The organism is Pseudoduganella namucuonensis, from assembly GCF_900116645.1.
Lineage (GTDB): Bacteria > Pseudomonadota > Gammaproteobacteria > Burkholderiales > Burkholderiaceae_D > Rugamonas > Rugamonas namucuonensis.
In genome coordinates, this window is record NZ_FPBO01000013.1 from 143068 (window position 1) to 165496 (window position 22429).

The 22429-nt window shown below is 68.3% G+C and carries 13 protein-coding genes; 10 read left to right on the plus strand and 3 right to left on the minus strand.

Features of this window, described 5'->3' with window-relative positions:
- Positions 1-131 precede the first annotated feature (131 nt).
- The 3 genes from BM436_RS15830 (at position 132) to BM436_RS15840 (ending at position 3971) form a co-directional block, all read left to right on the plus strand.
- A complete protein-coding gene (locus BM436_RS15830; RefSeq protein WP_093556495.1) occupies positions 132-1580 on the plus strand; it encodes an IgA Peptidase M64 in 1449 nt (482 codons plus the stop codon).
- A 96-nt stretch (positions 1581-1676) separates the two neighbouring features.
- Positions 1677-3344, plus strand: a complete 1668-nt coding sequence (locus tag BM436_RS15835; protein WP_218164865.1) for a glycoside hydrolase family 32 protein — start codon at positions 1677-1679, stop codon at positions 3342-3344.
- 126 nt (positions 3345-3470) lie between these two features.
- Positions 3471-3971 (plus strand): hypothetical protein, encoded by a 501-nt coding sequence (locus tag BM436_RS15840; protein WP_093556496.1) that lies wholly within the window; start codon positions 3471-3473, stop codon positions 3969-3971.
- 73 nt (positions 3972-4044) lie between these two features.
- Here the strand turns inward: BM436_RS15840 and BM436_RS15845 are convergent, their stop codons facing one another.
- From BM436_RS15845 to BM436_RS15855, 3 genes are all read right to left on the minus strand, one after another.
- Complete coding sequence (locus BM436_RS15845) at positions 4045-5439, minus strand: GGDEF domain-containing protein (protein ID WP_093556497.1); 1395 nt, start codon at positions 5437-5439, stop codon at positions 4045-4047.
- Positions 5440-5541: 102 nt separating this feature from the next.
- Positions 5542-8049 (minus strand): DNA topoisomerase IV subunit A, encoded by a 2508-nt coding sequence (parC, locus tag BM436_RS15850; protein ID WP_229490346.1) that lies wholly within the window; start codon positions 8047-8049, stop codon positions 5542-5544.
- A 21-nt stretch (positions 8050-8070) separates the two neighbouring features.
- Positions 8071-10068 (minus strand): DNA topoisomerase IV subunit B, encoded by a 1998-nt coding sequence (locus tag BM436_RS15855; protein ID WP_093556498.1) that lies wholly within the window; start codon positions 10066-10068, stop codon positions 8071-8073.
- A gap of 234 nt (positions 10069-10302) precedes the next feature.
- Between BM436_RS15855 and BM436_RS15860 the strand changes: the two genes are divergently transcribed.
- The 7 genes from BM436_RS15860 (at position 10303) to BM436_RS15890 (ending at position 22412) form a co-directional block, all read left to right on the plus strand.
- Positions 10303-11133: a response regulator gene (locus BM436_RS15860; protein WP_143133158.1), complete on the plus strand. Its 831-nt coding sequence runs from the start codon at positions 10303-10305 to the stop codon at positions 11131-11133.
- A 167-nt stretch (positions 11134-11300) separates the two neighbouring features.
- The gene (locus tag BM436_RS38490) at positions 11301-15434 is read left to right on the plus strand and encodes an EAL domain-containing protein (protein WP_093556500.1); all 4134 of its coding nucleotides are present in this window, start codon (positions 11301-11303) and stop codon (positions 15432-15434) included.
- 277 nt (positions 15435-15711) lie between these two features.
- Positions 15712-18210, plus strand: coding sequence for a TonB-dependent siderophore receptor (locus BM436_RS15870; RefSeq protein WP_093556501.1), 2499 nt, complete (start codon positions 15712-15714; stop codon positions 18208-18210).
- 11 nt (positions 18211-18221) lie between these two features.
- Positions 18222-19340 carry an ABC transporter ATP-binding protein gene (locus tag BM436_RS15875; RefSeq protein ID WP_093556502.1) on the plus strand — a complete coding sequence of 373 codons (1119 nt, stop codon included), beginning with the start codon at positions 18222-18224 and terminating at the stop codon, positions 19338-19340.
- Positions 19337-20617: an ABC transporter substrate-binding protein gene (locus tag BM436_RS15880; RefSeq protein ID WP_218164866.1), complete on the plus strand. Its 1281-nt coding sequence runs from the start codon at positions 19337-19339 to the stop codon at positions 20615-20617. The genes BM436_RS15875 and BM436_RS15880 overlap by 4 nt, the downstream gene beginning before the upstream one ends.
- The gene (locus BM436_RS37550) at positions 20617-21582 is read left to right on the plus strand and encodes a carbohydrate ABC transporter permease (protein ID WP_093556504.1); all 966 of its coding nucleotides are present in this window, start codon (positions 20617-20619) and stop codon (positions 21580-21582) included. Before BM436_RS15880 ends, BM436_RS37550 begins: the two co-directional genes overlap by 1 nt.
- Before the next feature lie 2 nt (positions 21583-21584).
- Entirely contained in the window at positions 21585-22412 is an 828-nt protein-coding gene (locus tag BM436_RS15890) for a carbohydrate ABC transporter permease (RefSeq protein WP_218164867.1), read from the plus strand.
- The last annotated feature ends 17 nt before the right edge of the window (positions 22413-22429 follow it).

Below are 22429 nucleotides of genomic sequence, written 5' to 3' on the forward strand. Positions count from 1 at the left end.
CTCAAACCGGGGACAGACCCCGCGCCTCGGGCCCCGAGCCAAGGCTTGGGGCCAAGGTCGCGGGTCTGTCCCCTAGGACGCGGCGGTGGCGTTTACAATACGCGGCACCCAACCACGTACAAGGACTCGCCATGATCCGCTCCACCAGGGCGCGCATTGCGCTGAGCATAGCCGTCGCCCTATCCGGCGCGGCCGCCCCCGCCCTCGCCGCCGCGCCATCCAGTCCGTCCGCCACCCAGCCCGCCACCGTCCGCGTGGACTACCTCCACACCGGCAACGCCCTGTCCGAACAGTACGCGATGGACCGCGTGGTGATCGAGCCGCTGCCGTGGCCCGGCAGGCTGGATCGCAACCTGGACGACACGGACCGCGGCGTGAACCGGGTGGAGGTGGTGGACGCGAAAACGGGCGAACTGCTGTACTCGCGCGGCTTCTCCACCATCTTCGGCGAGTGGCGCACCACGGACGAGGCGCAGAAGGCCAGCCGCGGCTTCCAGGAGTCGGTGCGATTCCCCAAGCCCGACCGCCCGGTGCGCGTGCGCATCCTCAAGCGCGACGAGCGCAACGCCTTCTCCATCGTGTGGAGCGTGGAGGTGGACACCGACGCGCAGGACGTGGTGCGCAAGCAGGAGCCGCTGCCCGCCAAGCCCATTCCCATCCGCGTCGGCGGCCCGTCGCCGGACAAGGTGGACCTGCTGATCCTGGGCGACGGCTATACCCAGGCCGAGATGGCGAAGTTCGAGCGCACCGCGCGCCGCCTGGCCGACTATCTGTTCAGCGTGTCCCCCTTCAAGGAGCGCGCGCGGGACTTCAACGTGTGGGGCCTGGCGGTGCCGACGCGGCAATCCGGCGTCTCGCGTCCATCGACCGGCGTGCACAACCCGTCGGCGCTGGGCACCCGCTACGACATCTTCGGCAGCGAGCGTTACGTGCTTACGCTGGACAACCGCGCGCTGCGCGACATCGCCCAGCACGCGCCGTACGAGTTCATTGAAATCCTGGTCAACAACGACACCTACGGCGGCGGCGGCATCTACGGCCAGTTCAGCACCGCCGCCGCCAACAGCGACTGGTCCAACTACCTGTTCGTGCACGAATTCGGCCACCACTTCGCCGGCCTGGCGGACGAGTACTACACCTCGCCCGTGGCCTACCAGTCCACCGGCGAGCGCGTGGAACCTTGGGAGCCCAACGCCACCGCGCTGCGCGACCCGGCCAAACTGAAATGGCGGCACCTGGCGAAGGAGGGCACGCCGCTGCCCACGCCCTGGCCCAAGGCCGCGTACGAGGAGCATGCGCGCGAATACCAGAAGACGCGCGCCGCGCTGCGCAAGGCCAACCGTCCCGAGTCCGAAATGAGCGCGCTGTTCCGCGAAGACCTGGCCTACACCAACAAGCTGTTCTCCACCGCCCCGCACCGCGACGCGGTGGGCGCCTTCGAGGGCGCGAACTACGAGGCCACCGGCTACTACCGTCCCGCGCAGCAGTGCCTGATGTTCGACCGCAGCGAGAAATTCTGCGCCGTCTGCGTCGAAGCGGTGGGCCAGACCATCGACCTGTATTCGCGGCCCCGCAACTAGGCCGCCCCGCCCGCCGGCGGGCATCGCTTGACATCCCGCCGGCGTGGCGATAGTCTTGCATAAATATGACAACGTTGGACATTCATGAGCGGAGACATGAAAATCACCACTGAAAAACCGCGCGCCGCGGAGATGCTGGCCGCCGGCATCGCCGCCGCCGCCATTTCCGGTTGCGCGCAAGTTCCCGCGGGCCAGCCGCGCGCGGAATACGACCAGCCGCACCGGCCGCAGCTCTCGTACACGCCCGAGCGCAACTGGATGAACGACCCGAACGGCCTGGTCCACCACGACGGCGAGTACCACATGTTTTACCAGTACAACCCGAACGGCGCCGGCTGGGGCGACATGTCCTGGGGCCACGCGGTCAGCCCGGACCTGCTGCATTGGCGCGAGCTGCCGCTGGCACTGACGGTGGAGAAGGACGACAAGGGAGGCGTCACCCAGATGTTCTTTTCCGGCAGCGCCGTGGTGGACACCGACAACACCAGCGGCCTGGGGCAGCCCGGCAAGCCGGCCATGGTGGCGATGTACACCAGCGTCTACCCGCAAGACTTCACGCTGGCGAACGGGCGGCGCGTGCGGGCCGGCCAGCAAAGCCAGTCGCTGGCCTACAGCCTGGACAAGGGACGCAGCTGGACCCAGTACGCGGGCAACCCGGTCATCGAGCAGCCGCCGGCGCCGTACGCGGACGAGTACCGCGAGTTCCGCGACCCCAAGGTGTTCTGGTACGCGCCGGAGCGCAAGTGGGTGATGGTGGCGGTGCTGGCGCACAGGCACAAGACCGTGCTGTATTCGTCCACGGACCTGCGCAACTGGCGCTACATGAGCGAATTCGGACCGGCCGGCGCGGTGGGCGGCATGTGGGAATGCCCGGACCTGTTCGAGCTGGCCGTCGATGGCGATCCGGCGCGAAGCAAGTGGGTGATGGTGATGAATCTGAATCCCGGCGGGCCGGCGGGCGGTTCCGGCGCGCAGTACTTCGTCGGCCGCTTCGACGGCGCCACCTTCCAGGCGGAGCGCGACGAATGGCTGGACGGCGGCGCCGACTTCTACGCGGCCGTCAGCTGGAACGGCGCGCCGGACGGCCGCCGCGTGCTGCTGGGCTGGATGAGCAACTGGCTGTACGCGCACGACCTGCCGGCGGCGGCGTGGCGCGGCGCGCAGTCGGTGCCGCGCGAGCTTGGGCTGCGCACCATCGATGGCCAGGTGCGGCTGACGCAGCAACCCGTGACCGGCTTCGATGGCTTGCGGCGGGCGGCGGTGGCGCGGGGCGGCAGGGCTGTCGCGGAGGGCGTCACACCGCTGCCCCAAGCGCGCGGCCCGGCCGGCGCGCTGGACATCGACATGCTGCTGGCGCCCGGCGGCGCCGCGCGCGCGGGCGTGACGGTGCACGCGGGTCCGAACGGGGAGGGGACCGTGGTGGGTTACGACCGCGAACGCGGCGAGGTGTACGTGGACCGCCGCAATGCGGGCGACGCGTCGTTCCACGCGGCTTTCGCGGCGCGGCACGCGGCGCCCATGGCGCTGCGCGATGGCGCGATCCGGCTGCGCATCCTGGTCGACCGGTCGTCGGTCACCGTGTTCGCCGGCGAAGGCGAGCTGACGCTGAGCAGCCAGGTCTTCCCGCGCGCCGGCAGCGACGGCGTGGCGCTGTTCGCCGAGGGCGGCGCGGCGGAACTGCGCGCGCTGCAAATATGGCCGCTGGCCTCGATCTGGGCGAAGCCGGCGGAAATCCCGGAGGCGATTCGGGACGGCGGCCGTTAACGTTTGCTTACGTTTGATAAATATTCATGGTGCGCTACCGAACAGATGGGGCGCGGATACGCGCCTATTCTGGATCCGTGACAAGAAAACACATGCATCCAAAAAACCATTTGAAAGGCACTCACCATGAATAAGCTCATCGCAACCCTGATCGCAGGCATGTTCGCCACCGCCGCCATGGCGCAGACCACCGCTCCCGTGACCGCGCCGGTCGTGGCCGCCACGCCGGAAGTCGCCAAGGCGCAGGCCAAGGCCGACAAGGCCGTGGCCAAGGCGGAAGCCAAGGAAATGAAGAAGGACGCGTCGGCCAACGAGGACGTGGCCAAGGCCCAGGCGAAGGCCGACGAGAAAGTCGCCAAGGCGCACGCCAAGGCCGAGAAGAAGCAGATCAACGCCGAGGAAAAGGTCGCCAAGGCCGACCCCGAGGACAAGATCAAAGCCGAAGCCAAGGCCGACAAGAAAATCGCCGACGCCAACGCCGACGTGAACAAAACCACGGCCAAGGCCGAGTCCAAGGTAGCCAAGGAAAAAGCCGAGGCCAACGAGGAAAAAGCCATCGCCGCCGCCAAAACCGCCGAAGTGAAAGCCAAGGCCGCCGCCGACATCAAGGCCGCCTCCGTCAAATAATTGCCGCCTTAACATCGGTGTCAGGCGCGACATTCGGACAAATGTCCGAATGTCGCGCCTGACACCGATGTAATTATGACAACATGACGCGGTTGCGGCCGGCTTCCTTGGCGCGGTAGAGCGCGGCGTCGGCCGCCGATAGCATGGTTTCGATCGGCGTCGCCACCTGCGGTTCGCTGTAGACGCCGATGCTGACCGTGCAGTTGAGCAGCTGGCCGTCCCCGACCGGCATGCCGTGCCGGGCGACCGCGTCGCAGATGCGCTGGGCAATAAGCCGCGCGTCTTCCGGGACGCAGCCCGGCAGCAGCACCGCGAACTCTTCCCCTCCCAGCCTGCCCAGCAGGTCGCCGGCGCGCAGGCAGCCCTGGGCGATCGCCGCGAATTCCTTCAACACCACGTCGCCGGCCGCATGGCCGTAGCTGTCGTTGACCTTCTTGAAGTGGTCGATGTCCATCATCAGCACCGCCACCGGGCGCCGCAACAGGTGCGGCGTGGTGAGCAGGCCGTCGGCGCGCAGCATGAAGCCGCTGCGGTTGAGCACTTGCGTCAGGTGGTCGTGCGAGGCGGCGTATTTCAGCCGTTCCAGCAGCTCGTTGCGCGCGACCATCACGCTGGCCACCGTCAGCGGCGCCAGCGCGGTCAGCGTGACGCCCACGCGCAGCGACATGATGGCTTGCGGGCTGTCGACGCTGGCGCCCAGCACCAGCGTGCCGCTGGCGATGGCCAGCAGGGTCCACATCGAAAACAGCAGGGTGATGCCGGCGGTGGCGAACAGGCTGTAGCTGAGCGCGCACCACAGCATGGCGGGAACCGGGTAGGCGATGGCGCCCGGGCCGCCCAGCTGCGTGCCCAGCCACAGGCTGCCGGCGAACGCCGCCAGCGGCGCCAGGTATTCCAGCCGCCATTGGGGCCAGTCGGCGCGGCGCCGGTGGTCCTTGAGCCAGCGCCGCGCGTCGGGCAAGGTCAGCATCACCGGCAGGATGGCGATGTAGCTGACCAGCTCCGTGCAGAACCAGAAGGCGAAGCCGTAGGCGTGGCTGCCGCCGAACAGCACGGGATTGACGAAGATGCCGGACACGCCGGCGGCGGCGGACGCGCCGACCACCACCAGCAGGAAGCGCATCATGGAACGCGGATGGCGCAGGCCCTGGTGCGCTTCGTCCAGGCGGGCGAGCAGGATATGGCCGACGGCCACGCCCAGCATGTTGGTGCAGGCGAGCATGACGCTTTTGGCCCAGCCGTGGTCCATGTACAGGGACGCCAGCATGTAGCCGGCGGCGGCGGCCAGCCAGTGCGCCAGCCCGGGCGGGTGGTCGCGCCGCACCAGCAGGCCCAGTAGCACGGCGTTGGCCGGCCAGAACGCGGCCAGCACGCCGGGCGGCGCGGTGTAGATGCCGAAGATGGAACAGGCGTATATGACCACGCCGATCAAGAGCGCTTCCTTCAGCATCGTGCCGGCTATCGTCATGCGGGTCCTCCACCCAGTTCAGGCATTGTGCTGAAGCGGGGGGAGTTAGTCAAATGCGGGGGATGGTGGCGGCGCAACAGCGCCGCCACCGGGAGGACGCGCCTACTTGGGCGCCAGTGTGGAGGCCTTGATGCGCTGCACCAGCTCCTTGCCCTTGCGGGCGCGCTTGCCGAAGTGCGGCGCCAGCACGTTGCCGGACATTTCCAGCTCGCGCGGCTTGGCCGCCATGGTGCCATGGACGATCACGCCCTTCTGGCTGATGGCCGCGGCCGACAGCAGCGTCTCTTTGGCGTCGAGCTCCATCAGGGTCACGCCGCGGCCGCCGTTGGTCAGCGTCTTCATTTCGGACAGGCCGAACACCAGCAGGCGGCCCTTCTCGGACAGCGCGGCTACGGCGCTGGCGTCCTGCCCCACCACGGACGGCGGCAACGGCAGGTCGCCCTCGTCCAGCGTGATGAAGGCCTTGCCGCCCTTCAGGCGGCTGACCATGTCGCCGGCCTTGGCGATGAAGCCGAATCCCGCGCTGGAGGACAGCAGCAGCTGGGTGGACGCCGGACCGGCGAAGTAGTGCTTGATGCGTACGCCGCCCGACAGGTCGAGCAGGGTGGTGATCGGCACGCCGTCTCCGCGCGCGTTCGGCAGCGCGGCCACCGGCACCGAATACACTTTGCCGTTGTCGCCGAAGCCGAGCAGGGTGTCGACGGTGCGGCACTCGAAGGCGTCGTGCAGCGCGTCGCCCACCTTGAAGGTGAACTGGGTTTTGTCGTGGCCGATGCCGGTGCGGGCGCGGATCCAGCCTTTTTCCGAGACGATGACGGTGACCGGCTCGTCCACCACCTTCTGCTCGGCGACGGCCTTCTGCGCCTCCTCGATCAGGGTGCGGCGCGCGTCGCCGTAGGTCTTGGCGTCGGCCTCGATCTCTTTGATGATCAGGCGCTTCATCGACGACGGGTTTTCCAGCAGGTCCATCAGGGTCTGCTTTTCCTTGCGCAGGTCGGCCAGTTCCTGCTGGATCTTGATCGCCTCCAGGCGCGCCAGTTGGCGCAGGCGGATTTCAAGGATGTCCTCGGCCTGGATGGCCGACAGGTTGAAGCGCTCCATCAGCGCCGCCTTCGGTTCGTCCGAATTGCGGATGATGTGGATCACCTCGTCGATGTTGAGCAGGATGGTCTCGCGGCCCTCCAGGATGTGGATGCGGTCCTCCACCTTTTTCAGCTTGAACTGCGAGCGGCGGGTGACGGTCTCGAAGCGGAAGCCGATCCACTCGCCGATGATGTCGCCGATGCCCTTCTGGCGCGGGCGGCCGTCGCTGCCTATCATCACCAGATTGATCGAGGCCGAGGACTCGAGCGAGGTGTGGGCCAGCAGCATCAGCATGAATTCGGTCTGGTCCTGGTTCTTGGACTTGGGTTCGAACACCAGGCGCACCGGCGCGGCGCGGCCCGATTCGTCGCGGATGGTGTCGAGCGAGCCGAGGATCAGCTGCTTGAGCGCCAACTGGTCGGCCGACAGCGCCTTCTTGCCCATCTTGACCTTGGGATTGGTCAGTTCCTCGATCTCCTCGAGCACCTTCTGCGACGAGGTGCCCGGCGGCAGTTCGGTGACCACAGCCTGCCACTGGCCGCGCGCCAGTTCCTCGATCTTCCAGCGCGCGCGCACCTTCATGGAGCCGCGGCCGTTGGCGTACATGTCGCGGATCTGCGCCGCCGGCGTGATGATCTGGCCGCCGCCCGGGAAGTCCGGACCCGGCACCAGCGCCATCAGCTCGTCGTGCGAGATCTTCGGGTTGCGTATCATGGCCACCGCCGCCTGCGCCACCTCGGTCAGGTTGTGCGACGGGATTTCGGTGGCCAGGCCGACCGCGATGCCGGAGGCTCCGTTCAGCAGCACCATGGGCAGGCGCGCCGGCAGCAGGCTCGGTTCCTCGTACGAGCCGTCGTAGTTGGGCTGGAAGTCCACCGTGCCCAGGTCGATCTCGTCGAGCAGCAGGCGCGAGATCGGCGTCAGGCGGGCCTCGGTGTACCGCATCGCGGCGGCGCCGTCGCCGTCGCGCGAGCCGAAGTTGCCCTGGCCGTCGATCAGCGGGTAGCGCAGCGAGAAGTCCTGCGCCATGCGCACCAGCGCGTCGTACACCGACTGGTCGCCGTGCGGGTGCAATTTACCCAGCACGTCGCCCACCACGGTTGCGGACTTGCGCGGCTTGGCGGTGTGGCCCAGGCCCAGTTCATTCATCGAGTACAGGATGCGGCGCTGCACCGGCTTCTGGCCGTCGCACACGTCCGGCAGCGCGCGGCCCTTGACCACGGAGATCGCGTAGTCGAGGTAGGCGCGCTCGGCGAAGGTGGACAGGACCAGCGTTTCGCCGCCGTCGCCGCCGTCGCCATCGTCGCCGTCATCGCCGCCGTCGCCGCCATCTCCACCATCGCCACCGCCATCGCCGCCGCCGAACGGGGCGATTTCATCGGCCGCCTCGGCCTCGGCGCCGGCGACCGCTTCGGCCATGGCCGCGGCGGCGGCGGCGCCCGATTCCGCGTCCACTTCCGGGGCCACATCTTGTTTACCGGCCGGCTCGTCCAGCTTCGGTTCGTCAAAGAGGTTTGCTTGATTCATGATCTGTTACCGTGTGCTGTATTAAATGTCGGCTTCGACTTCGTTGCCGTGTTCCTCGATCCACGCGCGGCGGGCGGCGGCTTCGCCTTTACCCATCAGCATATTGAAGCGCGCGGAGGAGGCGTTGTGGCCGGTGCGGCCCAGCTTCACCGGGAGCAGGCGGCGCGTGTCCGGGTTCATGGTGGTTTCCCACAGCTGCTCGGCGTTCATCTCGCCCAGGCCCTTGAAGCGGGAGATCGCCCAACTGCCGTCCTTCAGGCCGTCCTTGCGCAGCTTGTCCTCGATGGCGATCAATTCGCCCTCGTCCAGCGCGTACAGCTTCTGGATCGGCTTCTTGCCGCGCGCCGGCGCGTCCACCCGGAACAGCGGCGGACGGGCGATGCAGATGTGGCCCTTCTGGATCAGCGCCGGGAAGTGGCGGAAGAACAGCGTCAGCAGCAGAACCTGGATGTGCGAGCCGTCCACGTCCGCGTCGGAGAGGATGCAGATTTTGCCGTAGCGCAGGCCGGACAGGTCGGGCGAGTCGCCGAAGCCGTGCGGGTCGACGCCGATGGCCACCGAGATGTCGTGGATCTCGTTGTTGGCGAACAGGCGGTCCTTGTCGGTCTCCCAGGAGTTCAGCACCTTGCCGCGCAGCGGCAGGATGGCCTGGAACTCCTTGTCGCGGCCCATCTTGGCCGAACCGCCCGCCGAGTCGCCCTCGACCAGGAAGATCTCGGTGCGGTGCACGTCGCTCGATTCGCAGTCGGTCAGCTTGCCCGGCAGGACGGCCACGCCGGACGATTTTTTCTTTTCCACCTTCTGCAGCGAGCGCAGGCGCGACTGGGCCTGCTTGATCACCAGCTCGGCCAGTTTCTTGCCGTAGTCGATGTGCTGGTTCAGCCACAGCTCCAGCGGCGGCTTGACGAAGGTGGACACCAGGCGCACCGCGTCGCGCGAGTTCAGGCGCTCCTTGATCTGGCCCTGGAACTGCGGGTCCAGCACCTTGGCCGACAGCACGAAGGAAACGCGCGCGAACACGTCCTCCGGCAGCAGCTTGACGCCCTTGGGCAGCAGCGAGTGCATCTCGACGAAGTTCTTGACCGCGCCGAACAGGCCGTCGCGCAGGCCCGATTCGTGGGTGCCGCCGTTCGGCGTGGGAATCAGGTTCACATAGGATTCGCGCACGATGGCGCCGGTCTCGGTCCACGCCACCACCCAGGCCGCGCCCTCGCCCTCGGCGAAGCCCTCGGCGTCCGGGCCGGCGAACTGCGCGCCCTCGAACAGGGGGATCAGCGTCTCGCCGTCGGAGGATTGCGCCAGCGCCTCGGTCAGGTAGCCGCGCAGGCCCTCGTCGTACTTCCAGGTCTGCGAGTCGCCGGTCTTGGCGTTGGCCAGGGTGACGGTCACGCCGGGCAGCAGCACGGCCTTGGAGCGCAGCAGGCGTTGCAGCTCGACCTGCGAGATCAGCGGCGAATCGAAGTATTTCGCGTCCGGCCAGGCGGTGACGCGGGTGCCGGACTTCTTGCCGTCGCGCGGCGCCGGCGCCGACGACAGCGGCTCGACCAGGTCGCCGTGCTCGAAGGCCAGCTGGTGGAAGCCGTTGCCGTTGTCGTCCTTGCGCCACACCGAGATTTCCAGGCGCTTGGACAGCGCGTTGGTGACCGACACGCCGACGCCGTGCAGGCCGCCGGAGAAGGCGTAGGCGCCGCCCGAGCCCTTGTCGAACTTGCCGCCCGCGTGCAGGCGGGTGAACACGATTTCCACCGTCGGCACGTTTTCCTCGGGGTGCAGGCCGACCGGGATGCCGCGGCCGTCGTCCTCGACGGTGATGCTGCCGTCCGCGTTCTGCGTCACGATGATGTTCTTGCAATGGCCGCCCAGCGCCTCGTCGGAGGCGTTGTCGATCACCTCCTGGATGATGTGCAGCGGATTCTCGGTGCGGGTGTACATGCCCGGCCGCTGCTTGACGGGCTCCAGGCCCTTGAGGACGCGGATCGATGATTCGCTGTAGTCGGAAACAGGTTTTTTAGTGGCCATACTTGATCGAGCTAGGTTGTGCGGTTCTTGTTGTTGCGACGAAATGCTGTGATTATATACAGTTATTTGTGGTTCCCGGCGCTTTCCGCGCGGCGCGGGCCGCGGCGGACGCCTGCGCATTCTATCCGCAACGGGCCGCGCCGGCGGCAAATCCGGGCTGGGGAGGGAAGCCCGAACTGTGCTTAAATGCTGAAAAATCCGAAAAACGCCGAAAAACGACGAATCCCGGGGTCCATGACTACACACAAATTCCCATTCGCGGTGCGCCTGGCCGGTTTCGCGCCCGAGGAGGCCGCGGCGCTGGCCGCGCTGCTGGCCGCCGCGCCGGCGCGGGGGCCGGCGTATTTTTGCCTGTCCGGCGACAGTTTGCAAGAGCCCGACCTGGTGCTCGCCAACGGCGGCGACCTGCGCGCGCTGGCCGGTCTGCCCAGGGCGGACGGCAGCGCCCTGAACCCGGTGCTGCTGGTCGGCCCGCCCAGCATCGACCTGGCCTTCCCGCGCCTGCCGCTGCCCCTGGACGCGGGCGCCCTGCACGCCGAACTGGCGCGGCTGGTGGCGCGCCGCGCCGACGCGCTGGCCCGGCTGGCGGCGGCCGGCCTGCCGCCGCCGCCCGAGCGCCGCCGGAGCGAGCGGCTGGACTTCGACCTGACCGATCCCGCCGAGTACGCGGCCATGCGCGGCCCCGGCCGGCGCGGCGGCGTGCTGGTGGTGGACCAGGGCGCCCGCTTCAGCGACCACGTGGCGCTGCTGCTCAAGCCCTACAACATCGCCTGCGCCTGGACCGACGACGAGCCGTCCGCGCTGGTGGCCTGCGCCGACGGCGCCATCGCCGTGGTGCTGATCAACACCTCGACGCCCGACGTCGATCCCTACGCGCTGTGCGCCGCGCTGCGCCGGGGGCGGCGCGAGGAGGGGCGCGCCCCGGCCGTGGTGCTGCTGGTGGCGCCGCCGTTCGCCTACGACGGCGCGCGCGCCCGCGCCGCCGGCGTCGAGGGGCTGCTGGACAAGCCGGTCTCCGACCCGACCCTGCGCGCGGTGTTGAAGAAGCTGATGCGTATCGCCTGAGGTCCGCGCTCCCCAAAACGTCGCACCGCTGCGCCGCGCTGGTGCGGGGCGGCGCAGCGCGGGGGCGCGAACCCCGGTTCGCGCCTGGCCCGGATATTGCATGACTGAATGACAGGACTCGTGGGCGCCCGTCGCGCCGCACCAGCCTTTTATTCAGAAGGTGTGAAGTGAGCAAGGATCAATTATCCCAGCGTCGCCCCGGCGAACGGACCCACCGGTCGCCCGCGCCGGCGTCGCCCGCGCTGCTGGCGGCCGTGCGGGAAGCGGATGCGCTGGCCGCGCTGGAGCAGGCGGCCGCCTTTGGCCGCTGGTGGTACGACCCGGAGAGCGCGCGCATCGTGGTGTCGGCGCGCGCCGCCGCCTTTTTCGAGGTGGAGCCCGGCCTGCAGCACGACGTGGAGCGCTGCCTGGTCAACGTGGTGCCGGACGACGTGCTGAAACTGATGGCGGTGCTGCCGCACGCGCGCCACGTGCCGCTGGACTGCGAATTCCGCATCATCAACGAGACCTTCGGCCTGCGCTGGCTGCGCATGCACACGCTGCCCGGTTCCGCCGCGCACGAAGCCGGCGGCGGCCTGGCCACCGGCATGCTGACCGACATCACCGCCACCAAGCAGGCCGCGCTGCGCGAGCGCTTCAGTTTCGAATCGACCAGCATCCTGGTCGGCACCACCACGGTGGAAACCGCCGTCACGCAGGTGATACGGCTGGTGTGCGAGACGCTGGGCTGGGAGTGGGGCGCGTTCTGGTCGCCGGACCCGGAGGCCGATCCCGGCAAGCCGGTGCTCAAGTGCAGCCACTACTGGCACGACCCGCACGTGCAACTGGACGCCTTCACCCGCGACAGCCGCGCCGTGCGCATGGGGCCCGGCCAGGGCCTGGTGGGGCAGGTGTGGGGCAGCGGCCAGGCCTCGTGGATAGAGGACATCGCCACCAGCCCGACCTTCCTGCGCGGCCGCAGCGCCACCGCGTCCGGCCTGTTGTCGGGCTACGCCTTCCCCGTCAGTTGCCTGAACCAGGAGCGCCAGCGCCATCCCGCCGGCGTGCTGGAGTTCTTCAGCACCCTGTCGCGCCAGCGCGAGGCGCAGCTGCCCAACCTGGCGCTGGCCATCGGCACCTTGGTGGCGCAGACGGTGGAGCGCCTGCGCCAGCAGGAGCAGCTGCTCAAGCTGGCCCGCATCGACGCGCTGACCGGCCTGTCCAACCACGGCCAGTTCTACGCCATGCTGGACGAGGCCTGCCGCGACGCGGGCCTGGGCGGCCAGGGGCTGGCCGTGTTCTCGATCGGGCTGGACCGCTTCCGCGCCATCAACGACAGCGTGGGCCACGCGGCCGGCAACATGGTGTTGTCGAGCTTCGCGCGCCGGCTGGCGGCGCTGGTGCCGCCCGAGGCGCAGGTGGGCCGGCTGGGCGGCGACGAATTCGCCATCCTGTGCGCCACCGAGCTGCTGCCGCCGTCGCTGGCGGAGCAGATCCTGGACGCGGCCCAGCAGCCCTACGACTGCGACGGCCGCCAGTTGCGCAGCTCGGCCAGCATCGGCGTCAGCTTCTATCCGCAGAACGGCCGCAGCGCCCATGAGCTGCTGCGCAGCGCCGACGCGGCCATGCACCGCAGTAAAAAGAGCGGCCGCAACGCCATCAGCATCTGGTCCGGCAGCACGCTGCGCGCCCCCGCGCACGGCGCGGCGCTGCCGGCGGCGCCGATGGCCTCGCCCCGGCCGCGCACCTACGGCCGCGCCCAGCACCTGGCCGGCGCCATCGAGTCGCTGGACGAGGTGCTGTGGACCTTCGACCTGCCGGACTGGCGCATCAACTACGTCAGCCCGGCCGTGGAGCGGATCTACGGCCACGCGCGCCACGCCTTCTACGCCGACCCGCACCTGTGGCTGAAATGCGTGCACCCGGCGGACCGGCGCCGCATGGTGGCGCTGTCCTCCAGCCTGCTCGAGCGCGGCCATGGCAGCTTCGAATACCGCATCGTGCGTCCCGACCGGGAAGTGCGCTGGATGCGCTACGAGTCCTATTTCGTGCCCGGCAACGGCGCCGGCCGCATCGAAAGCGTGGGCATCGACATCACGGCCCAGCACCGCCTGCAGGAATCGCTGCGGCGCAGCCACCGCGCGCTGCGCGTGATCCACGCCTGCGAGCGCGTGATCGCCGACAGCCGCAGCGAGCGCGCCCTGCTGCAGGGCGTGTGCGACGTGCTGGCGGCCGACTACCGCATGGCGTGGGCCGGCGCGTTCGAGGGCGGCAACAACCTGGTGCTGGCCGCGCAGACCGGTGAGCACCAGGGCTACCTCGAGGTGCTGCGTCCCGCGCTGGAGGCCGGCGCGGCCGGCACCGGTTCGGTGGGCGCCGCGCTGCGCTCGCGGCGGCCGGTGGCCGTCAACGACATGCAGCGCGACCCCTGCCAGGCGCCCTGGCGCAAGGAGGCGCTGCGGCGCGGCTTCCTGGCCAAGATCGCGCTGCCGCTGCACCAGCAGGAGCAGTCGCTGGGCGTGCTCAATGTGTACGCCGACGAGCAGGACGCCTTCGATCCCGACGAGGTGCTGCTGCTGCAGGGACTGGCCGACCGCGTCGCCGCCACGTTGCAGGCGTTCCGCCAGCGCGCCGCGCTGCGCCTGCACGAGCGCGCGATGGAGGCCAGCGCCAACGCCATCATGATCATCAGCGCCCGCGCGCCGCTGTACGAGATCGAATACGTCAACCCCGCCTTCGAGCGCGTGACCGGCTACCCGCGCGAGGAGGCCATCGGCAACAGCCCCGACTTCCTGCTGGGGGAGGACCGCGCGCAGCACGGCGTGGGCGAGATCCTGGCGGCGTTCCAGGGCAAGCGCGAAGGCAAGACCATGCTGCGCAACTACCGCAAGGACGGCAGCATGTACTGGAACGACCTGTACATCGCCCCGGTGCGCGACGAGGCCGGCGAGGTGCACCACTTCGTCGTCATCCAGTACGACGTGACGGCCATGCGCCGCTCGGAGGCGGCGCTGCAGCACCAGGCCCATTACGACGGCCTGACCGGCCTGCCCAACCGCAGCCTGCTGCAGCAGCACCTGGACCGCGCCATCGCCGAGGGCACGCCGGCCTGGGTGATGTACCTGGACCTGGACCGCTTCAAGCTGGTCAACGACAGCCTGGGCCACAAGGCCGGCGACGGCCTGCTCAAGCAGGTGGCGGCGCGCCTGCGCGCGGCGGTGCCGTCCGGCGACCTGGTGGCGCGCCTGGGCGGCGACGAATTCGCCGTGATGCTGGCCGGGCCGCACGGCAGCACCGGCGTGGCCGCGCTGGCGCAGCGCATCCAGGAGGCGCTGGCGCAGCCGCTGCAGGTGGAGGGCCATGAATGCTTCCCCACCTTCAGCATCGGCGTGGCGGCCTGGCCGGCCGACGGCGGCGACGGCGACACCGTGTTGCGTCACGCGGACATCGCCATGTACCGCGCCAAGGAGGCCGGCCGCAACACGCTGCGCTTCTTCGCGCGCGCCATGAACGCGCAGTCGCTGGAAAGGCTGCAGCTGGAGGCCGAGCTGCGCCACGCGCTCGAGCGCGGCCAGTTCGTGCTGCATTACCAGCCGCAGCTGGACCTGCGCAGCGGCCGCCTGGTGGGCATGGAGGCGCTGCTGCGTTGGCGGCATCCCGACCTGGGCATGGTGGCGCCGGACCGCTTCATCGGCCTGGCCGAGGAGACCGGCCTGATCGTGCCGATCGGCGCCTGGGTGCTGCGCACCGCCTGCGCGCAGACGCTCGAATGGCAGCGCGCCGGCTTCAAGGACCTGCGGGTGGCGGTCAACCTGTCCGCGCGCCAGTTCGCGCAGAAGGACCTGGCCAGCTCCGTCATCGCCGCGCTGCGCGAGACCGGGCTGCCCGCGCGCGACCTGGAGCTGGAGTTGACCGAAAGCCTGCTGATGGCCGAGGTGGGCAGCGCGGTCAGCACCATGCGCGAGCTGAAGGCCATCGGCGTGAAGCTCTCGATCGACGATTTCGGCACCGGCTATTCCAGCCTGTCCTACCTGCGCCGCTTCCCCATCGACGTGCTGAAGGTGGACCGCTCCTTCGTGCGCGACATCATCGCCAACGGCGACGACGCCGCCATCGTCGCCTCGGTGATCGCGCTGGCGCACAACCTGAAGCTGCAGGTGGTGGCCGAGGGCGTGGAGACCGCCGCGCAGCTGGATTACCTGCAGCGGCTGGGCTGCGACATCATGCAGGGCTACCACTTCAGCAGGCCGCTGCCGGCCGGCGCCTTCCGCGCGCTGCTGGAGTCGGGCCGCGACCTGCGCACGGCGTCCGCGGCGCACTAGCGCGGGCCGCTGGCGGCCCGCGCCCCCATCTCATCAAGCACACGCCATCCGCCGCTGCGGCGGTGTGTGCAATTGATTGCACAAAATAGTCGATTCCCTCTGTCTATCCGTGGTTTGCGAGCCGCCGTCTCATAGTGGAGATGCGCTGCTTGATAGCGTAATCGATACTGAATTTTCCGTTTGCACACAAAAATCCAATCGAGAAATTTGTGTGCAATCGATTGCAATTGGTGCTAATCTTCGTTTCGAAGCAGTGAACAATAACCAGGAGACAGAAATGGCAATGCACACCCCCCGGGCCACTCCCATGGCCCTGTCCATCGCGCTCGCTTTCATCGTTGGCGCCGAAGTCCATGCGGCGGGACAGGCCGACGCCGAAGCGGTGACCGCGCCGTCGGCGCCGTCGGCCGCCGACATGCTGGAACTGAACAAGGTCATCGTGACCGGCCGCGGCGGTTCCGACACCACCAAATTCCAGAGTTCCTATTCCATCAGCACCTTCTCGGAAAAGGACCTGGCCAGGAAGGCGCCCCTCAGCGTGGCGGCGCTGCTGACCCAGACCCCCGGCGTGTTCGCTGAAAGCTCGGGCGGCGAAGTGGGCAACAATGTGTATTCGCGCGGCCTGCCGAATGACAACTACCGCTATCTGCCGCTGCTGGAGGACGGCCTGCCGGTCTGGGAAGAGGGCGCGGGCGCCTTCACCAACGCCGACCTGTTCTTCCGGCTGGACGCGACCGTCCGCAGCGCGCAGATCGTGCGCGGCGGCACGGCGTCCATCCTGGCCAACAACGCGCCCGGCGGCTCGATGAACGTGATCACCAAGAAGGGCACGGAAACCTTCCAAGGGCAGGTCAAGCTGGAGGCCGGCGACTACGACCACCTGCGCACCGACTTCAACCTTTCCGGCCCGCTCAGCGAGAAGGTGCTGTTCCAGCTGGGCGGCTTCCTGCGCACCAACAACGGCTTGCGCGACCCCGGCTTCCAGGGCAACAAGGGCGGCCAGCTGCGCGGCGGTCTGACCTTCAAGCTGGACGATGGAGAGCTGTTCCTGGGCGTGAGAAGCCTGAACGACCGTAACATCTTCTACACCGCCATGCCGATGGCGTCGCCCTCGCGCGGGTTGCCGGGCTTGTCCGCCACCGAGGGTACGCTGGTGTCGAGCGCCTTCGACGGCTTGGCGGTGCCGGACGGCCAGGGCGCGTTCAAGCAGTCCTTCCATCTCAAGGACGGCATCCACACCGACACCGACACCTTCACCGCGCTCTACGAGAAGGACTTGTCGCCGACCCTCTCCATACAAAACAAGTTCCGCCGCACCGCCGGTTCCATCGATTTCAACGGACTGTTCAGCAATGGCGTGGACAGCGCGCAGTCCTTCCTGGCATCGGGCCTTGGGCGTCTGCGGGCCGCCAATCCGGCCACTGTGTCGGCGGCATACCGCGTGGCCGGCGGCGATGGCCGCAACCTGGCTCCCGCGGACCTGGGCAACGGCCTGGCGCTGACCGAGGGCCTGTGGAACACCCACGTCAAGCTGGACAACGTGATCAACGACTTCAGCGTCAGCAAAAAGCTGGAGACGGGCATGGGCGACCATGAGCTGACGGCGGGGGTCTATTACAGCCGGTTCAACCAGCGGCAAAACTGGAACTGGAGCGACGTGCTGACCGAGGCCGTGCATCAGCCACGCTTGCTGGACGTCGTCGGTCTGAACGCCGCCGGCGGCGTGACCGCCTCGCTCACGCGCAACGGCCTGCTCAATCTGCATACCAACCTGCAGGAGTTCCACGACCATGTGCGCAATCTGGATTACTACCTGACCGACAACTGGCGGTTGACCAAGGCGCTGCGCATCGACGGCGGCATCCGCTACCACACCGTCAGCAAGCATGGCCGGATTGCGCAAACCGTGAACAAGGACCTGGGCGACCCGGCCACGCTGGCGGATGACAGCGTGGCGGTGTTCAGCGGCGCCTTCCAGCCCTACACGTTCAAGGACGAGCAGGCGGCCTGGTCGGTGGGCGCCAACTACGAGTTCAGCCCTTCGCTGTCGGGCTTTGCGCGCGCCGGCCGCAGCTTCCGCATCACGCCCGAATTCGCGCAGTGGTTCAATTGCTGCACCCCGACAGAAAATCGCATAGGCATGGCGGAGTTCGGCCTGAAGCACGCCTCCAGGGAGTATTCCGCCTTCGTGACGGCGTATCACAACAACTTCCCCAACCTGTCGTTCAACACCACCTCCACCGTCAACGGCGCGCAGGTGACGGAATCGGCCAGCGCGGCGGCCAAGTCGGTCGGACTGGAGGCGGAATTCGTCTGGCGCCCGTCCACCCGCTTCGACGTCGCTTTCAGCGGCGTGCTGCAAAAGCTCAAGTACAGCGGCTTCTCCGGCCGTGGCGCCGATGGTGGCGCATTCAACTACACCGGCAACCAGATCGTGCGCCAGCCGAGGGCGCAGGCGTCGCTGCGTCCCGCTTTCCACTTCGGCGCCGGCAATGCGTATGATGTGTTTGGCGAGTACCGCTACACCGGCAAGCGCTACGCCGACGTGGCCAACACGGTCGCGCTGCCGGCGTTCGGCGAGATCGACCTGGGGTTCGCGGCGATGATCAACCCGAGGACGCGCTTCCAGCTGCTGGTGACCAACCTGACCGACAAGGTCGGCGTCAGCGAGGGCAACCCGCGTTCCGGTGTGATCCTGGGCGGGCAGCAGGCGGTGTTCCAGGGACGGCCGAACTTCGGCCGCCACCTGCGTGCCAGCATCGAGTACAAGTTCTGAGGGCTGCTTCGATGACCAACGTTACTTTGACCGCCGTGCGCAAGTCCTTTGGCCGGCATGAGACGGTGCACGGTGTGGACCTGGAGATCGAGGCCGGCGACTTCACGGTGTTTGTGGGCCCCTCGGGCTGCGGCAAGTCCACGCTGCTGCGCATGATCGCGGGACTGGAGGAGACCAGCTCCGGCGCCATCGAGATCGATGGCGTGAACGTGACCGACGAGCCGCCGTCCAAACGCGGCGTGGCCATGGTATTCCAGTCCTACGCGCTATATCCGCACATGACCGTGTATGAGAATATGGCGTTCGGCCTGAAGCTGGCGCAAGCCGGCAAGGACGATATCCGCCGGCGGGTGGAGCGGGCGGCGCGCATCCTGCAGTTGGACCAGCTGCTGCACCGCCTGCCGAAGGCGCTGTCCGGCGGACAGCGCCAGCGCGTGGCGATCGGCCGCGCCATCGTGCGCAACCCCAAGGTGTTCCTGTTCGACGAGCCGCTTTCCAATCTGGATGCCGCGCTGCGGGTGCAGATGCGCATCGAGATCGCCAAGCTGCATGAGGACCTGGGCACGACGATGATCTATGTCACGCACGACCAGGTGGAGGCGATGACGCTGGCCGACCGCATCGTGGTGCTCAATGGCGGACGGATCGAGCAGGTCGGCGCGCCGTTGGAGTTGTATCACGCGCCGCGCAACGTGTTCGTGGCGGGCTTCATCGGCTCGCCGAAAATGAACCTGATGCCAGGCACGTTGTCGGCGGACGCGGACGGCAAGGCGCTGGCCACTCCCTGGGGCTGCAAGCCGGTGCGTCTCGCGGCCGCCATTCCGGCGGCGGCGACCTGGAGCACCGCCCGCCCGGTCGTCTTCGGCATCCGCCCGGAGCATATCGAGCTGTGCGGGCCCGAACGGGCCCATGCCAGCGGCAAGGTGGTGGTGGCCGAGCGGTTGGGCAACGAAACCTTTATTCACCTCGATATCGGCTTGCCCGAGGGGCGATTGTTGCTGGTGCGCGCCGACGCGGATGTGCCCCGGACCAAGGGCGAGTCCTTGTCCGTGGCGTTTCCGAAGGAGCGTGCGCACCTGTTCGACGAGGCGGGCGCCCGCATGGCCTTCCTGTGCGGGGCGGGGCAATGAGGACACGCGCTGAATCGCCATGGATGCGGCTGGCGCTTGTTCTCCCGCTGGCCTGCTGCGCGGCCGGGCCGAGGTCCGCCGCCGCCGCCACGGTCACGATCACCTGCGGATCGACCGGACGGGAACTGGAACTGTGCCGCGAGGGCGCGAACGCCTGGGCCGCGCTGCGCGGCCACGCGGTCAAACTGGTGACGATGCCGGGCGCCGACACGCTGACGCTGACGCAGCAACTGCTGGCGGCGGGCGCCGCCGACATCGACGTGTTCCAGATCGACATCGCCTGGTCCGGCATCCTGGCGCAGCACCTGCACGACCTGGGCGGCGCGGCGGGCGGCAGGCTGGCCGGCCACTTCCCGGCCATGGCGCGCAGCGCCACCGTGGGCGGACGCCTGGTGGGCATGCCCTGGTTCGGCGACGCCGGTCTGCTGTACTACCGAAAAGACCTGCTGGACAAGTACGGACAGTCGCCGCCGGCGACCTGGGCGCAGTTGCGCCATACGGCCGCGCTGATCCAGGCCGCCGAACGCGCGCGCGGCAACCAGAAGGCCTGGGGCTACGTCTGGCAGGGCAGGGCCTACGAGGGCCTGACCTGCAACGCGCTGGAATGGGTGGCCAGCCATGGCGGCGGAACCGTGGTCGATGCCAGCGGCAAGGTCACCATCAACAACCCGAGCGCGGTGGCGGCGCTGAACGAGGCCGCGAGCTGGGTGGGCGGCATCACACCGCAGGGCGTGCTCAATTACACGGAGGAGGAGGCGCGCGGGATTTTCCAGTCGGGGAACGCGGTCTTCATGCGCAACTGGCCTTACGCCTGGTCGCTGCTCAATGACGGCGCGAGCGCGGTGCGCGGCAAGGTCGGGGTGGCCGCGCTGCCGGCGGGTGAGGGTGGCGTCTCCACCGGCACGCTGGCTGGGTCGCTGCTGGTGGTGAACAGGTACTCCCGCCAGACCGGCCTGGCGGCGGACCTGGTGATGTACCTCACCGCGGAGGCGGAGCAGAAGCGGCGCGCCATCAAGGGATCCTACAGCCCGACCTTGCCGGCGCTGTACCAGGACGCCGATGTGCTGGCCGTGGCGCCCTACCTGGGCACCTTGCGCGCCGCGATGGCCGGCGCAACCGCGCGTCCGTCGAGCGCCACCGGGGCCAAATACAACCGTGTCAGCATCGAGTTCTCGAACGCCGTGCACGCCGTGCTGGCCGGTCAGGACGAGGCGGGCCACCGCCTGGACGTGCTGGATAAGAAATTGCGGCGCCTGCGCCGGGGAGGGCAGTGGTGATGAAGCACGAAGCGCATATATCGGAATTGGCGGTAACCCCGCGCGCGGCCAGCCGCGGGGCCATGGCCAGCCGGCGCGCGCGCACGGCGTGGCTGCTGCTCGCGCCCATGATGGCGGTGCTGGTGGCGGTGGCCGGCTGGCCACTGTTGCGCAGCATCTGGTTCAGCCTGACGGACGCCAGCCTGACCGGTGTCGGGCGGCCCCAATTCATCGGCTTCGCCAACTACCTCGCCCTCGACGAGGGAGAGTGGATAGGCCTGCTGGCCGATCCGGACTGGTGGCGCGCGGTGTGGAACACCTTCCGCTTCGCCGCCATCTCGGTGTCCATCGAGGTGGCGCTGGGCACCGTGTTCGCGCTGGTGCTGAATGCCTCCTTCCCCGGCCGGGGCCTGGTGCGCGCGGCCGTGCTGGTGCCGTGGGCGGTACCCACCATCGTTTCGGCCCGCATCTGGGGCTGGATGCTGAACGACCAGTTCGGCGTCGTCAACCATGTGCTGCTGGACCTGGGCTGGATCGGCCAGCCGCTGGCGTGGACCGCCGATCCGCACCTGTCCATGTTGTCGGTGGTGCTGGTGGACGTGTGGAAGACCACGCCCTTCATGACGCTGATGATACTGGCGGCGCTGCAGATGCTGCCGTCGGACTGTTACGAGGCGGCCCGCGTGGACGGGGTGTCGCCATGGCAGGTGTTCTGGCGCATCACGCTGCCGCTGATCAAACCGGCGCTGGTGGTGGCCGTGATCTTCCGCACGCTCGATGCGCTGCGCGTCTTCGACGTGATCTATGTCCTCAGCTCGAACAACCAGAGCACGATGTCGATGTCGATCTACGCGCGCCAGCAACTGGTCGATTTCCAGGACGTGGGCTACGGCTCGGCGGCCTCCACTCTGCTGTTCCTGCTGATCGCCACTTGCGTCGCGCTGTATATGGTGCTCGGCAAGGTCCGCATGTCGAAGGAGAACTGACCGTGAAGAAAATCGCCCTGAGAGCTGGCTTCGCCGGCCTGGTCGGCCTGATCGTGCTGTACTCGATCTTCCCGTTCTATTACGCCATCGTCACCTCGCTCAAGGACAGCGGGGACCTGTTCCGCGCCGAACTGTTCCCGGCCAGGCTGAACCTGGACAACTACGCCGCCGTGTTCCGCGAGCAGGCCTTTGGCGAGAACATCGCCAACTCGGTGCTGGTGTCGGCCTCCGTGGTCGGGCTGTCGCTGGGCCTGGCCCTGCTGGCGGCCTATCCGCTGTGCCGCATTCCGTTCCGCGGCCGCGCCACGCTGCTGATGACGATACTGGGGGTGTCGATGTTTCCCCAGGTGGCCGTGCTGTCCGGCATGTTCGAACTGATACGGGCCCTCGGCCTGTACAACAATCTGCTGTCGATGACGCTGTCCTACATGATCTTCTCGCTGCCGTTCACCGTGTGGGTGCTGACCACCTTCATGCGCGAGCTGCCGCAGGAGCTCGAGGACGCGGCCATGATAGACGGCGCCTCGACCCTGACGCTGATCGTGCGCATCTACCTGCCGTTGATGGGACCGGCCATGGTCACCACCGGGCTGTTGGCCTTTATCACCGCCTGGAACGAATTCCTGTTCGCGCTGACCTTCACCCTCAGCACCGAGCAGCGCACCATTCCCGTCGCGATAGGGCTGATCAGCGGCGCCAGCCAGCACGAGCTTCCGTGGGGGAACATCATGGCCGCCTCCGTGACGGTCACCGTGCCGGTGGTGCTGCTGGTGCTGGCGTTCCAGCGCCGCATTGTCTCCGGGCTGACCGCCGGCGCGGTCAAAGGCTAACGCACTACTCATCCATT